Origin of the sequence: Opitutus terrae PB90-1, assembly GCF_000019965.1 — a bacterium.
In the GTDB taxonomy this organism is placed as follows: Bacteria; Verrucomicrobiota; Verrucomicrobiia; order Opitutales; family Opitutaceae; genus Opitutus; species Opitutus terrae.
In genome coordinates this window covers 3940318-3956591 of sequence record NC_010571.1, presented here as the reverse complement: position 1 = coordinate 3956591, position 16274 = coordinate 3940318, and the positions used below count along the sequence as shown (strand labels likewise).

Sequence of the window (16274 nt, the reverse complement as noted above, 5' to 3'; positions counted from 1 at the left end):
TCGCCCGCCGTCGCACCACTCATCAGGTTCGGCAGTTGCAGGTAATCGTTGCCGTCGAACCGCACCACCGGCCGACCGTTCAAGATGTTGGGCACCATCCTTGGCGCCGCCGCGCTCTCGATCTGAGTCGCGTGATTGTTTGACCCCGATTGATCACTCCACTGCCCGGCGGCCCCAACCGTCAGGCCGGCATCGGCCTTCAGCCACAGCCGAAGTCCACTGCTGGGCAGACCCGTCGCGAGGTCCGTGGGCGTCGTCGCACTCGCCTCGTCGCTGTAGGCGGACGTCCCAGCGTAGTTGCGAGCACGCACCCGGTAGACGTAGGTAGTGCCAGACACTGCTGTGTTGTCCTGATAGTCCGTGTTGTCCGCTACGGTGGCAATCCGTACGAAGCTGGTGTCTCCAGCAGCCTGGCGCTCAACCTCGTAGCTCTGCGCCCCATTGCCAGGGTCACAGGTCCAAGTGAGCAGCATCTGCGTATTGCTCAACGCCACTGCCGTCAGGTTGGTCGGGGCAGACGGTGCCACGATAAAGCCGTACTTCGCAGCGATGTACTTGCCCAACGCCTCACGTTCGGCGTTGGTCAACACCCGGTCGTAGATGATCACCTCGGCGATGTCGCCTTGCAGCCCGTTGCTTGAACCACCCGACGCCGTGCCCAGTGCGGGATCGCTCCGGAACCCCACCGTGTTGGATTGACGGCTGTAGAAAGCCCGGCCGTTCTGCCGCGCGATCCACTCGTTGGCCTTCGCCGAAACGTTGTAGAGGTAGTAGGTGTTCAGCGGCAGGGGCGGCAGTGAAAACTGGTAGTTCCAGTTCGAACCAAAGTCCTCGTGAATCCGGCGGTAACTCCCATGCGGATGGTAGTTGTCTTGCCCACTCGATCCAATTCTCCACACCCCAGGATATTGCCCGCTTATCGGCTCCATCGACTTCATCACCACGAACGCATCGCCCGCCGTCGCACCACTCATCAGGTTCGGCAGTTGCAGGAACTGACTCCCGGAGAACCGCACCACCGGCTGACCGTTGACCACATTCATCGTGACCACCGGCTGCGCCGAGGCGGAGGTCTGGGTCGCGTTTTTCCCCTGCCCGCTCTGGTCCTGCCACACGCTGACTTTGCCCGAGGCATCACTCACGACACCCACGTCGGCTTTAAGCCACATCCGCAGCCCGGCTTCCGGCACGTTCGCCACGATCGGCGGTTCGCGCACGATCGTGTAGTTCAGCACCTCAGACGCGGTTTGCTGCCCCTTCGCATCGTACACCACCGCGTGGATCGAGAACGGTGTCTCGGCGCTGACCACCGGCGGAACGAAGTCATAACGGAAAGGCGCAACCATGTCGGTGTTCAACAGCTGGTTGCTGCCATCGAACCACTCCACCCGCGCCACGCCGCGATCGTCCGTCGCTGTGACCGTGAACGTCGTCTGCTGGTTCGAGACGAGATAGCTGCCTTGATCCGAACACTGGAGCGTCACCGCCCCCGGCGCATCGTCATTCAAGATCGTGACGGATTGCGTCACCACGGTCTCGCGGCCGCCGAGGTCCGTGGCGCGGTAGGTCACCGTCAACGGCGTGTCGGCCGTCACTTCGGGCAGCGTCACCGATCCGGACACCTGCCGCCCGCCCGACACGCCGCTGAAATTCGTGATCGGTGCGAATCCGCTCACCTCGATTGACGCCGCCGTTAGCCCGAGGTCGTCGGTCATGACCGCGCTGACGTGGAGCGTATCGCCTTCGTAGACCTGCGCGCCGTCCGCCGGCACGAGCGAGCCGACCGTCGGCGGCGCCGAGTCGGCCACGCGCGGCAGGCTGCGGGTCTGCGTAGCGACGTTGCCGTTGATGTCGGTCGCGGTCGCAACGAGCTCGACGGTGGTCTTGGCCGAATCGAACGCGATGAAGGTGACGGCCACCCAGTCGCTCGGCGATCCGGGCACCCGACCAATCTCACAAGCTGTACCATCGACGGTCAGCGTCACGCTCTGCACCGGCAGTCCGGGCCAGGCGTTACTCTGGGCGGACACGAAGATGCCGAGTTCCGAGTTCGGCGCCACCGCGTCGTCCGGCAGCGTGCTGTCCGTCCCGATCGAGACATGCGGTGTCTGGACATGATCATCGATCGTCACCGCAACCTCGTCGCCCAGCGTCACGCTCCCGTCCGGCGCGACCGTGCGAGTTCTCAACACGACCTCGCTGCCGGCGGTGTTCGGTGCGATGAACACGTAATCCCGGCGCCCCGCGTTGAAGCTCTGGATCGGCGCTCCGTCGAGCAGCACCTCGCAGTAGGTCGGCAACGTATCCGGCGCGAACGCAACCTGGTAGCTGAGCCGGCCACCTTCGTAGACGGCCGTGCCTACGTTCAAGGTCACTTCCGCCGCGTCCGCGAGTCCGACATCGATCCGACGGGACACGATTCGTCCGGCCTCCTCGAGATACAGCGTGTTGCCATACAACGCGAGGTCGCCCACCGGCCGCTCCAGCCGCAACGTCGCCAGCATCGTGCCTGCTTGTGCGTCGATGAACACGAGGCTCAGCCGGTCCGCCGCCTTGGCCACGAGCAGTGGCCCGAACGCGCGGAGCTCGGTGGCCGCGAACGCGATGTCCGCTGCCGGCTGCGGCGTAGGCGTCGCGCGATTCGAGATGTCGTAGCGGCGCACCGTGGTGGCATCCGCCACCCACAGCTGGTTACCCACGATGACCAGGTCGCGAATGCCGGCGTGCTCAACCTCCGAGCGCCAATCGATGATCAGCTGATGGTCCGCGAGATTGTAGCCGAGATCGTAGAGGGCGAATCCGGTCGCGGTCGTCGTCGCCATCGCACTCCCGGCATGAGCGAACCGGTTGACGCCGCCCAACGGTAGCGGCGACCACGCCTCCACCGGATCGTCGAGATACGAGAGGTTGTAGAATTTCAGCTGCCCGTCTGCGAGCGCCACAAACAGGTGCTCGTTCACGACGTCGAGCTGGCGAACAGCCGCCGACAGCGGGAGCGTCATCATCGGCGCAACCACCGCCGACAGCACTCCGCTCGGCGGCCGCTGGTGCGGCGAGCCGGTCCGGCTGAAGAGCTGCACCTGATTCCCCGCCGCGCGGAACCATACGTGACTCGCCTGCCTGATCGCAGTCAGCCCGCCGGCCGGATTTGCAGGCGTGACGGCGTCCGCCCACTCGAGCAGCTCGCCGGCTGCGGTAGCCTGGAGAATCCGGTTACCGGAACCGTCGCTGACCAGCAGCGTGCTGCTGTCCTGCGGGGCCAGGACCGCGTCGCCGGTGATCGCAATCGAGCCCACAGCCGGAGCGGTCGCGTCCACTGTCAGCGTCGTCAGCGGTGAGAGCGCGGGCACGCCATGATTGTCGGTAGCCTCGATCTGCAGGGTGAACGTCGCGAGCCGCGGCTTGCCCGGCACGATGAAGCGACCCTCGTAGTTGCCGCTCTGCGTGTTGAGCGTGAGAGTCGCCACCACCGCCCCGTCCACCAGCACCTTCACCTGCGCCACTTGCTGGTCGTCCGTCACGAAGGCGATCACCCGCTCATACGAGCCGCCCATCAGCCCGTCTGACTCGGCCGGACTCCGCAATTCGATCTGCGGCGCCATATCCTCGATGACCTCGATCGCCTGCGCCGGCAGTGCCAGCGTCTGGCCCTTGGTGTCGGTGACGACGGCGCTGTAGCTGACGGTCATCTTGCCGGTGCCGGTCGGGACATCGGGGAGCAGCGTGCCGAGTTGGAACACACCGGCTGAGCCTGACGTGACCGTGCCCACGACTTCCCCGTCCCGCTGGAACTCCACGCTCGCGATCCCAACGTCATCCGTGCCGACCACCTTCAACGTCACATTGGAGTTCTCGAAATAGCCGTAGGTGCTGCCCGCCACGACCTGCAAGGTGCCTTGCGGCGGCTGGTCCTCCACGACCGTGAACGCCGCGGCGGCTGAGGTGGTCTCGACGAGCCGGAGATCGCGCGCCTTGGCGGTGAACGCCATCGGCTGCGTGGCTCCCGTGATCTCCGGCAGGATGATTGGGAAGGCATATGCGGCGCCGGTATGGCCGGGGAGCGAGGCCACCGGAGTGCTGCCGGCCGCGTCGAGATACAGATCCACCTGGCTGATGCCGAGGGTGGCGGTGGCATTCACCGTCACGTTGACCACGGTGCCCTCAACGTAAGCATGCGCCGGCACGACGCTGGCGATTTCGACCGTCGGCGGAGCGCTGTCGACAAGCGTGACGGTCGCAGCGGCCGGCGTGATCGCTCCCGCCGTGTCGCGCGCCCGGGCCACCACGCTCAGCGTCTCCGCGGCGGTGTTCGCGGCCACCGGCAGCGAATACCGATACACCTGTCCGCCGCCGTTCGGCGCGGTGAGCTCCGCCACCTGCGTGCCGTTGACTTCGAAGGTGACCGAGGTGACGCCGACATCGTCGGTGGCCTCGGCGGACAGGAGCAACGGCAACCCGCGCGTGTGCGTCGCGTTGTTCACCGGGGAATTGATCGCCACCACCGGCGGAGTGTCCGGACGGACCGTGATGGTGCGTTCGGCGAATGTGGTCTGGTTCTTGGAACCGGTGACTTCGGCGCGGAGTGTGCGCACCAGCGGACTCATCGTGGTCGCCAGCGGCACGGGGACTACGAACGGCGGCTGCGTGAGCGTGGCGAGCGGTTGTCCATCCAGCGACAACGTCACGGCCACGACGCTGACGTCGTCCTGCGCATTCAGCTCGACGGTCAGCGTGGTGCCGCCGACGAAGCTTTGGTCCGCCGCCGGCCGCACGAAGGAGATCGTCGGCGGCTGATCCTCGGCGATCGTGAGACTCAACGGCGCCGAGGTGGTGCTGTGACCCGCGTAGTCCCAGGCGACCAGCGTCAACACCCACGGCGCCCCGCTCGCGACCGGCGGAACGGCGAGCTGGAACTCGTAGGTATCGGCGAGCGCTCCCGTGCCCGCCTGCATGTCTTCGCCGACGAGCACGCCGTCGAGCAGCAGCTGGACCTTCCACACCGCCGTCGCGTCGAGCGCGCGGGCCTGCACCTGCAGCAGCGTGTTCGCGACCGCCTGCCGATTGCCCACCGGATTCGGCGAAACGAACACCGGGATCGCCGGCGGCGTCGCGTCGTCCAGGACCGTGATCGTCCGCTCCGCGAACGCCACGTTGCCCGCCCCGTCTTCCGCCTGCGCCCGAATCGTGATCGTCCGGTTCGCCGTCACGGCTGGCGCATTGACGGTCACTGCATACGGCGCCGCCGCGTCCACGGCGACCAGCGCGTCGTCGACAAAGAACGTCACGCTCGGCGTGGAGGCGTTGTCCGCGGCCGTAGCGGTCAAGCGGATCGCCTGCCCTTCCGCGACACTTGCCGGCAACGCGTCGAGCGTCACCGTCGGCGGCACCTTGTCGTTGGCCAAGCCCCCGACAATCCGCGCCACGATTGGATGGGCCAGCGACGCGGTGTTACCCGCGATCGTTTCGAGTGTCGCGCCGACGTTGATCTCCCCACCGGGCGGGGCATTCGCCGGCACGCGTAGGTAATACGCAAACGGCGGCTCGCGCAGCTCGAGCGACGGCGCGCCGTTCACCGTCACGATCACACGCGAAACACCCGACAGGCTCGCCGTGGAGAACGTGATCAGTTGCTCGCCGCCACTCGGAATGTCGAAGCGCGGCGCCGGCACGTTGGCGCGCACTTCCGCCCAATCCGCGGCCGGATCCATCGTGAACGTCCGCAGCCCGCCAAAGGAATCCGCCACGAGCAGCGCCGCGCCCACGCTGCGCGCCGACCGCGCGAAGTCCGGCGTGTCCTGCAGGCTCACCGCGCCGTCCGTCGGATTCACCAGCGCCACGCCGGAATTTCCGCACACCACCACCAGCCGGTTGCCCCAGCTGCTCAGACCGTCGATCCGCGACGGAATCGCCGTGGCATTGATGCGGCCAATCCGCTGGTCGAGTGGCGCGACACCGTCGCCATACTGCTCGATGAACGAGGGCGAAGCCTGCGCGTTATCCCACCGACCCAGATAGAGCGTTCCGGCGGCAAGATGAACGGCCGTGATCTCGCCGCTGGGCGCCGGCAGCGTCACGAGCGTCGCCGGATGCGCGGGATCCGAAATATCATACACCGTCGCGCCATTTGTCGCCGTAGCGACCACCAACCGATGGCCGCTGACCGCCGCGTCCCGCACCTCGCCCGTGATCGCGAGCGAATTCAACAGCGCCAGCGAAACCGGATCCAGCAACGTCACGCCGCCACCGACGGCGACGAGGCACGAATCCGCCGCGATCAGTTCGTTCACTCCGCCCTGCACCGCCACTGGCGTCCCGGCCACGGCGTTGCCGATCCGATCTAGCGGCGTCTGCAGCACGCCCGCCAGCCCGAGCCCGAGATAGAGCCGGTTTCCGCGATGCGCCAAAGCAACGACGCTCGCGGGCGTAGTGACGTTGCGCACCAGCCGCGGACTTTCCGGTCGTGCGACGTCAACCAACGTGAGTCCGGTCTGCCCCTTCGCGACGATGGCCAGATTGCCGACCACCTCCACGTCGACCGCCTCGCCGGTCAGCGCCAGCACGGAGCTCGCCGGGAGTTGGGCCGCGCTGACGTTCACGTCGATCGCAAACAACCCACCGTCGTCTTGCACCGTGAAATACCGGCCCGCGCCGCCGGTGGCAATCGCACCGGCGCCCTGCGAGCTTCCGAATGCCGCCACTTGCGTGAGTCCCGCCTGGCCGGACAGCCGGGCAACCTCGAGACCTTGAGCCGTTGCGACTGCGATGAGCCGCGATCCCACCGCGGCAAGATCGCGCACGTTTCCAGCCGCGTTCCAGGCCGGCCCGGCGATCTGCTCGGCATCCGTCGTCGGGCTCAACATCGCCCCGTCCACGAAGCACCTGACGGCGGCGCCGTTCGCGGCGACGAGTCCCTCGGGCTGCAACACCAGCGCGTCCGCCGCACCCACGCTGTAACGCTTCACGTCTTCAAGCCGGCGGTTGAGCACCTGAACTTCGCTGCCATTGCCGGCGTAGATGAACCCGCCGCGCGCTTCGAGCCGCGAAGTGGCGCGAGCAATCGAGCTTTCGAGCGTCGGGTTGTCCGGATCTGTGAGCCCGAAGACCGCGAGCGTGTTCCCGCCTGCCACCAAGCCGTCCGGCAACGCCGCCACCGTGGTGACTGCGCTCGCCACGCTGCTCCGGAACGTGATCACAAGATCCGCCGGATTCGATCCATCCACCACCAGCAGCGAACGATCCGCCGTGAACGCGTAGAGCCGGCCCTTCGCCGCGGCGAGCGCGGTCACCACGGACTCGGTTGAGACGACATCCAGCAAAGTCAGCTCTCCGGCGGTCGGTTCTTCCGCCGCAAAGACAAAGCTCTCGGAGAGCGTGTCGCTCCGCCGGATCGTGAACACGCCAAACAACCGGCCGCCGGAATACACCAGGTGCGTGATCCGGCCGGGCAGCGGCCGGCCATACGCATGCTGCGCCACGTGGTAAACGGACATCACCTCGATGTCGGCCGACGCAGTACTGCTGTTGCCGGCGAAGTCCGTCGCGGTCGTCGTGACCTTCAGGGTCCGGCCCATCGAATCGGTTCCAACCGCCTCGCCCAACTGCAATGCCCGCGACAGCGCGTTTTCGCCATACTGGTCCCGGAATGTCCGCAGCACCGTGCCGTCGCGCGTGATCTCGGTCACGACCGAGCCAATGCCAACGTTGTCGGTGATTGTCGGCCGCAGCATCAAGTCGGCGCCGGCCATGATCGTCGCCGGCGGCGCGAGCGAGATCACCGGCTTTTCCGTGTCGTTCACCGCATTGATCGCCGTCTGGCTCGGTGTCGAAACATGCCCGGCCGCATCGATGGCGTAAGCCGCGAGCGTCATCGGCGTGAACTCGCTGACAATCGGCACGTGCACCTGCAGCGAGAACATCCCGTCCGCGGCGAGATTCGTCGCCCCGACCTCGACGCCGGCGATCGTGACGCGCACGCGCGTGGCATCGCCGTTCGGATCGGTCACCGTTCCTGCCACGGTGATCGCCGCGTGTTCGAGGTAAGAAGTCCCCGGCACCAGCCCGCTCACTGTGATGGTCGGACGCGCGGGATCCGAGCTCGGCACGAGTGGGATCGCGCTGTCGCCGGCCACAACGTTGAGGTCGAGGCTTTCCGAGAGGATCTCCTCGCTCGACGCATCGCGCAGCAGCACGGCAACGTCGAGAACCGCGCCGATCGGCTTCGCGAACGTGTTCTTCAGCGAGTAGAGGATCGGCAGCGTCGGCCCCGGGTAATCGATCGTTTCGGTCTTGGCGCCATCGACGTAAATCTCGAATTGCGAGTCCGGGTTCGCGCGGCCGGCGATCGAAAGCACTTTCTCGCCACGCTCCGGAATCGTGAGCGGAGCCTCGGCGCTGACGGAAACCGTCAGCGGAACGATCGCGAACGGAACCGTCGTGGTGGTCGTCGTGCCGTCCGCCAATGTGATCGTCGCCACGATCCGGGCGTCCGTGTTCGCCGCCACCGTCGGCAGGAGCCAGTCGAAGGCGCCGCCATACAGCCCGTGGTAGCGCGCAGTCGGTTCGCTGCCCACGTAGAGCTCGACGGTCGACGCCAGCCAGTTGAACTGCGCCGTGGTCGACGCCGGATTGGCGGCGAAGAACGCCTCCAGCGACGTGTCAACGCTGAGCAGCGCGCCGGAATTCTGTTCGCTGCCCGCCGGACTCAGCGTCACGACTGGCGCGCCCGACGCGCTGCTGCTGTCGCGGGCATAGAGCAGCAGCTGCGCAGGATCCGAGCGGTTGCCTTGCAGATCAACGGCCACGGCCGTGAGATTGAACGCCGTCAATCCGCTCTCGGAGGCCGGGGCGCGCACCACGAAGACATAAGGCGCCTGGCTGTCGGTCAGCGTCTGGGCTCCGATCGTGAGCTCGATGCGCGCGACGCCGGTGTTGTCGGAGGCCTGGACGTTCACGGTGATCATCTGGCCTTCCGTGAAGGTCGCGCCGTTCGCCGGCTCCGCGATCGCGACGAGCGGCTTCACGTCATCAGCAACGATGGTGAAGCTGCGGCTCGCCTCGCTGGTGAGTCCGGTCAAGTCGGTCGCCACCGCGCGAAGGCTGATCGTCGTTCCCGCCACGGCTCCGGCCGCGTCGAACACGAAGCTGTAGGGCGCGACGGTGCAAACCGCCGCCGGCGTCGCCGCGCCATTCACGTGGAACGCCACGGACGCGATTCCCTTGTTGTCGGTCGCATTCACCGCCACGCGCACGGTTTCACCCGGCTTCACCTTCGCGCCCTCGGGCGGACTGATGAAGGCGACCATCGGCGGCGTGGTTTCCGGTCCCACGGCGTAGGTCCGCGTCGCGGCGATGCTCGTCACGTTCTGGTTGTCGAACGCGGTGACCGATACCACGAACGTCGTCCCCGGCGGCTTGGCCGGAACCGGCAGCGCCGCGAAGACGGGATTGTTCGCAGTCGATGTGCCCACGAGCACGCCATCAATCCGAAACTCAACCCTGGCGAGTGGCAGGTCGGAGGTGGTCGTCGTCGCCACGGTGAACGTCGTCAGCTCCGCGAGGCTGGCGCCCTCCGCCGGCGTCGGTTCAGCGAAGGTGATCGTCGGCGGAATCGTCGGCCGAACGGAAACGACCACCGGCTGCGAGGTCGTCTGATGGCCGGCGCGATCGGTCGCGGTGGCGTGGAACGTCCGGGACAACGTCGCGGCCACCTCCGGCACGGTGTAGGCACGGCGTGCGACGCCGTTCGTGAGCGACTGCGCGGCGCCGATCGCCTCACCGTTCACGTAGAAGATCACGCGGTCCGCGGTGACGCCCTCCTCGACGGGCTGCTGCTGCGCGTTGCGAAGGACGGCGACACCCTGGAGATTGTCGCTCACCGCGGCTTCCAGCGTGACCAGCGAGCGGGCGAGCAGCGTCGCATTCGCCGCCGGGACGGTCAGGCTGATCGTCGGCGGCGTTTCATCGAGCGTGAGATAGGCGTGGACAAAATGATCTTCCGCGGGCGACGCGTTCGCCGCCGGGCTCGCATCCACGGCGCCGTCGAAATGAAGCGTGTAAACCGTGGCCGCCGCGAGGAACGAATCCGGAATCAGCTCCACGAGGCTGTTCAGTTGCGACCACTGGTAGGTGGCCGGCACACGCTCGTTGGCCGCGTTCAGCAGGTAGAGCGGCGACTCGGCGGCGAACCGCGCCGTATCGATCGCCTCTGAGAACTTCACGCTGAAGGTCTGCTCATACGGCACGCCGTGAGCCGGCGGCGTCGGCGTCACGCTAAGCACGCGCGGCCGCTGGTCATCCACGCGCCGGATCGCTTCGGTGAGCACCACCGGCTCGGCACTCTCCCGCTCCAGCCTGAGCGTCAATGCGCGGTCCCCCGCCGGGATCGCAAAGCTCAGTTGAGTTTCCGCGACGCTGCCGACCGGAGTCAGCACATCATTCACGAACAGCCGGAGATCGCGCGTGAAGCCAGTGCCTTCGAGCGTCGCGACGCTGCCCGCGACGTAGCCGGTCACCGCCGGAGTCACCGAACTCACGGTCAACGGCGGCACGACCGCCAGCACGCCGGCGAGGTTGGCAACTTCGGCTGCGCCCGCGCTGGTGATCAGTTCGACTTTCGCGAACGCCGGCAAAGTTGACGGCACCACCGTGAACTGCATCGCTCCCGCGGCTTGCTGGTCGATGGCGACCGGCGCGCCGGCCACGCGCACCGCCGTCACGGTGTCGAGCCCCGCGCCGCTGACGGTCACCGGCACGCCCTCCGTGCCGAGCGGCAGCCGTCGCGGCGCCATCGCAGTGATCGTAAGCGTCGTATCGAGCGCCCGTGTGACCGTGGCAGCCAGGACGTTGCTGGTGCGTAGTTCGTCGCCGATCAACGGCCCGTTGGCCGGCGTGATGTCGAGCCGCACGCTGTCGTTGGCCACCAAAGGCACCGAGGGCGTGACGGTCAGGGTGCGGTCGGTCAGGGTCCGCGTGTAGGGCACGCCAGTGACGCCATTGACCGCCAGGTCGAACTGCGTTGCGAGCATCGTGCTCTGCGCCGCCTGCAGCGGGAACTGGACGCTGATCGGGGCGTTGGCCGCGAAGGCCGCGGCACCGTGCACGGGCGTCTTCGCCGACAGGTAGGTATACGGGGTGGTCGCGGTCGCGAGCCGGTCCGTCATCAAGCTCGCGTAGAGGATGCCGGCCGACTCCTCGAGGGCACGGATCGTGCCACCCATCGTCACCACCGTCTTCAGTTCGGGCGAGACTGGATCAGCGAGATCGATCACCTCAACGACGTCATCGCGCGCGGCAAACAGCACGCCGTTGCGGAGCACCGCACACGCGTAGTTGCCGGAGGCGAGCACGTGCGGAGCCACCGCGCCGTCGAGATCGAACTCGGTGATGCCCGCATCAGACGTCGCGATCAACCGGCGGCCGTAGAAGCTGATCGCGCGGAGCTGACCGGTCAGCGCGAAGCTCTGCGTCGCCGGCAGCGTCGCAGCCGTTGCGTCCACCACATCGATCCGCAACCCGCTGCTGGTTTCGACCAGCACCGCGACGTGCGTGTCGCTGGCCGGCAGCGCGTAGAGGTTCCGGATCGTTTCGCCCGCAGCCGCCGGCCGATCCAGCAGCACGGAGAGCTGCGGCGACTCGCGGTCGAGCACGAGCAGGCTGTTCCGCAGCACATCCCAAGCCACGAGCAGCGGACCGACGATCTGGGTCTTGCGAAGATCCGTGTCCTTGCTGAACGGCTTCGTCAGCGGCACCGAGGGGAACTCGAAGTCCGCGAAGTCGACGATCGCCAGCTGGTCGCCGAGCGCGACATACGCCAGCGTGCCGTCGTGCGCCACGTGACGCGGCGTGCGCTCGCCGAAATCGACCGAGCCCGACCGCACCGGGAAGAGCGGCGAGAAGGCGTTGAACACGGCCAGCCGCGTGCCCGCGGTCCCGAGGATCATCTGCGGCACATTGCCCGCCGTCACCACAAACTCCGGATTGGCCAGCGTGTCGGTGAGCCCGGTCCGCGGAATCGAGAAGAGATACGCGTTGGCCGCCGTCGACGAGTCGAGCACGCGCAGTTGGTTTTGGACCTCGATCGAACTGAAGCCCACCACCCCGTCGGGCGTAACACAGGTGAGCTTGCCCGACTCCTGCACCATCACGCTCTGCGCCTGCCGGCCGGAGAACAGCACCTTCGTGCCCGGGAAGAAATCGGAGCCGACGATCGTCACGGTTTCGCCACCGAGGAAGCTGCCCCGCACCGGCGACACGGACGTCGCCTGCGGCACGCCGAGGTAGGTGAACTGGAACAGCGCGGCATCGCCCAGCCCGCCCGGGTTCACGACCCGCACTGAACCCAGCCCCGCGCCCGCCGGCACCGTAGCGGTCAGCCGCGTGCCGTTGTCCGACACGACCACCTGGGTCGCCGCCGTGCCGCCGACGAGCACCTGCGTATCGGCGCGCAGATTCCGGCCAAGGATCGTGATGGCATCGCCACCGGCGGCTGAGCCATAGGCGGGACTGACACTCGTGATCGCCGGTTGCGTGGCGCCGGCCTGCGGCACGGTCCTGAACCGGCTGGAGAAATTGCCCGCGAGCGTCCGGCCGGCAACATCGCTGAGCCCGGCCGCCAGCGTGACCGTGTAGTCGGTGTCAGGCTGGAGCGGCGTCGTCGGCCGGAACGTGAGCAGCGAGCTGTTGCCGTCGATCGAATGAATCAGCGTGCCGGCCACCGACGGATTCGTTCCGGCCCGAAGCGAGAACAGTGACGCGTTTACGGGCGTCTGCAGGATGCCGGTGAACCGGAGGCTCACGGCCGTTTCGATGGCGGCTTTGGTGCCGAACGCGGGCGTGACTCCGCTGATGCCGAGATCGCTGAACGGCAACACCACCAGCTGGCCGAGCGAGGTGCCCACGTAGACGTAACCGCGGGCCGCGCGCACGGCCGTCGCGTTCCCATTCACCTGGCCATACTGCTTGAAAGCGGGCTGGGCCACATCGGTGAGATCAAACACCTGCATGCCGCCCGGACCGCACGCCAGGAACAGCGTCGAACCATCAGCGAAGAGATCCAGGACCGGCGCCTCGCCCGCCGCGAAATCGTCCCGCGGGTTCACGTAACCGAGCGTGACCGGCAGATCGCGCGCGGTGAAGTCGACGATCTGCGCCACGCCCGCCGCCTCGCACGCCACGTAGGCGAGATTGCCAACGAGTTGGATCCGCACCGGCGCCGAGGCGAGCACCACGGTGCCGCGGACCGCGAAGTCCGCCGACTCGAGATCACGGATCGCCAGCCGCTGTTCGGAGCCGGCCGTCTGCGCGTGCACGAGCGAGGTGCCTTGAAGGGCCAATGCCCCCACTCCACCGGCAACGGTGATCTCACGCGACTTCACGTAGCGGCCGAACGGCGTCAGCGTAAAGAACTCGAGCCCGCGATCGGTTCCCACCACGAGCAAGTTGCCCTGGGCGGCGATCGCGCCGACGACCGAGCCGGCTGCGGTCATCACACTGTCGACCGCGTAGATTTCGTCCGGCAGACTGTTGTCGAGCCGGAAGACTTCGTTGCCGCGGCCCACGAAGGCCGTGTCCGTCGCGGCATCGTAGAAGCTCGCGCTGCCGTTCTGATAGACCACGGAATCGAGCGCGGTGAGATCGAGCGGATCGCTGACGTCGACGTTCTGCAGCGTCGCATGGCCTTGGAGATCCTTGGACCAGGCGATGAGCAGATCGCCCGTCAGCTCGAGACCCGCGATCGCATCGAGTCCGAGGTCCGGTCCTTGCGGGATCGTCGACAAGGTATAGGTCAGCGCCTTTGGCAGCACCGCCGTGTTGGCGCCGACAATCACCGTCACGTCCACCGTGCCGAAATCGCCCGCAGGCACGATGAAGCTCAGCGTGTTGACGTTCTCGACACGCACGTCCTCGGCTTCGACGCCGTTGACCAGCACGCGGGTCTGTCCCGGCAGGAATCCGGCACCGGTGAGGCTGACGCGGATCCCACCATCCGGCGCGCTCGTGTTGCGCGAGATGCTGTAAACCTGGACCGTCGAAACGTAGACGATCGCGCCGTAGTAGGTGGCGCTCGCATTGTCGGTGTTGCGGACGGTGACCGCCGCCATACCGAGATCGCGGCCCTCCAGCGCCGGGAGCGCGAGTTGGAGCCGGCCGGCATTCACATACTGCAGCGGGGTCGTCCCCGCCGCGAAGAGCGCATCACCGACCGTGAGCGAGGACCCGGGCTCAAACCCGCTGCCGGTCACGACCAGCTCGTTGGCCTTGGTGGCGACATTGAAACGCGCGGTCACCGACGTGATCACGATCCGGTCGCTCGCACTCGCCGCCGTGGTAAATGAGGTCAACACGTCCGCCGTCAGCGCCGCCGTGCCGAGTTCGCGCACGCCTGGCAGCGTCGTGGGATCGAACGGATCCAGCGGCCGCTTCTGCTCCGCCGGGGGCGACATCACCTGCACGAAGTAGCGCGTGCTCGGCTGCCACGCCTCCGTCGGCGTGAACTCGACCACCGGTGTTGTTTCAACATAGAGCGTCTCGAGCTTGCCCGGGACTGCGGCGCCGTCCGCCTTCTCGGGCTCGTCCAGCACGCCGTTCGCGTTCACGTCGCGATACACGCGCACCGATCGGTCGATCACGCCGTTGCCGTTGATATCCTCGGCCCGATCCAGCGTCCCGTTGCCGTTCAGATCCTCGCCCGCATCGATGACGTTGTTTCCGTTCCGGTCCTCCGCGGCATCGAGCACCCCGTTGTTGTTGATGTCCTCCGTCACCGTGTAGGGATTCACCGGCAACGTGAACTGGATCCGCACCGGCTCGTTCAATCGCGCCAGCCGATCTGCGGCCGGGCTGACCTCCTCGACGTTCAGGATCGGCACCACGTAAGGCGTAATCACCTCGTCGCCCGTCACGGCGGGATTCACGTCGTGATTCACATACAACGTGCCGCGGCAGTAGTCGAACGCGGTGACTTTCGTGGGGGCTTCGGCGTAGAAGCGCACCGCGCCGGTCGCCGCATCGGCCACGAGCACCCGCTGACCGACGTTGAGGTAAGCGAGTCCGCCCTTGACCACCAGCGACGCATGATTCGGCAGCGTTTGATAGTGCGCCGCGGAAATCGTCCTCGCGGTCTGCACCGTCGGATTGAGCGGATCGAGCGAGATAAGCTGCAGTTCGCCCTCGCGCACACGCAGCACGTAGAGAATGCCAGCCGCTTCGTCGAGGTCGAGCAATGCGCCCGGCACGCGGATCTGGCCCGTGGTGCGCAGCCGCGGCGTCGCGGGATCGATCAGCTGTATCAACGATTCCTCCGGATTCAGCCGGTTTGAAACCGCCACATGCAGCAGCCCGCGGAAGAACTTCAGTCCACGCGCGTCGCCAAACGTCGCCGCCTCGTCCACCTGGAAGATGTGCGCGAGGTCGTGCACGTCAAAGACCTGCAGCCCGCGCTCGCCGGCCGCGACGATCGCCATGTCGTCAAGCACGCACACGTCGTAGGCGCTGCCGATCGCACCGAGATGTCCCTTCAACACCGCGCGGCCGGGCACGCTCAGATCGAACACGTCGAACCCCGGACCGACCAGATACGCCGTGTTGTTGACCACCCGCAGCGCCGCGGCACCGACGTGCACCGGCAGCACGGTCGATTTTTCGAGGATGTAGGTATACTCGCCGACCACCCGCTCGGTCCCGTTCGGCGCGATCACCTTGACGTCCACCCGTCCGGGGAAATCCGCCCGGGGCACGAGCCCGGACAGCTGGCGCAGCGACTCGAGATCCGGCTCGATCAAGTCACGCGTTCCGTGCACGCCGCTCCCGCCCGTGGTGAAGAAGGCATCACCTTCGAACACGACGCGCGTGCCCGGCGGGAACGCCAGATCCGACGCGCTGATCGTCAGTCGCTCGCCGCCCAGCGCCGTCCCGGAGTTGCGGCTCGCCTGCAGCGTCACGTCCTCGAGCAGTCGCACCGCGACGAATTTCCCGAATCGCGTGTCGCTCAGTCCGCTCGGATTCGTGAGCGCAAGGGTGCCGATGCCGGTCGCCGGTAGCGGCGGCACTTGGAAGGTGAAGTGCTGGCCATCGACCACGTGGATCGAACCCGCCGCGACTCCGTTCAGCGTGACGTTCGCCAGCCCCGCTTCGAATCCGCCGCCGTCGACGGTGACCGTCTCGCCGCCGCGAACGGAAAAGTAGACCGGTTCGAGCCGCCCGATCGTCGGAATCGCCGCGCCGGCGGGAGCGATGCGGAAGGTGTGCGCCACCGGCGCGAGCAGCCGCCCACCCTC

Annotated in this window: 1 protein-coding gene (running past both ends of the window); it reads right to left on the bottom strand. The window is 67.1% G+C overall.

The whole window is internal to an Ig-like domain-containing protein gene (locus tag OTER_RS25575; protein ID WP_148218143.1) on the bottom strand: the coding sequence, 44691 nt in all, runs 12064 nt past the left edge and 16353 nt past the right edge, and what appears here is coding positions 16354-32627 — codons 5452 (complete) to 10876 (partial); the first complete codon in reading order (the gene reads right to left) occupies positions 16272-16274. The start codon and the stop codon both lie outside this window.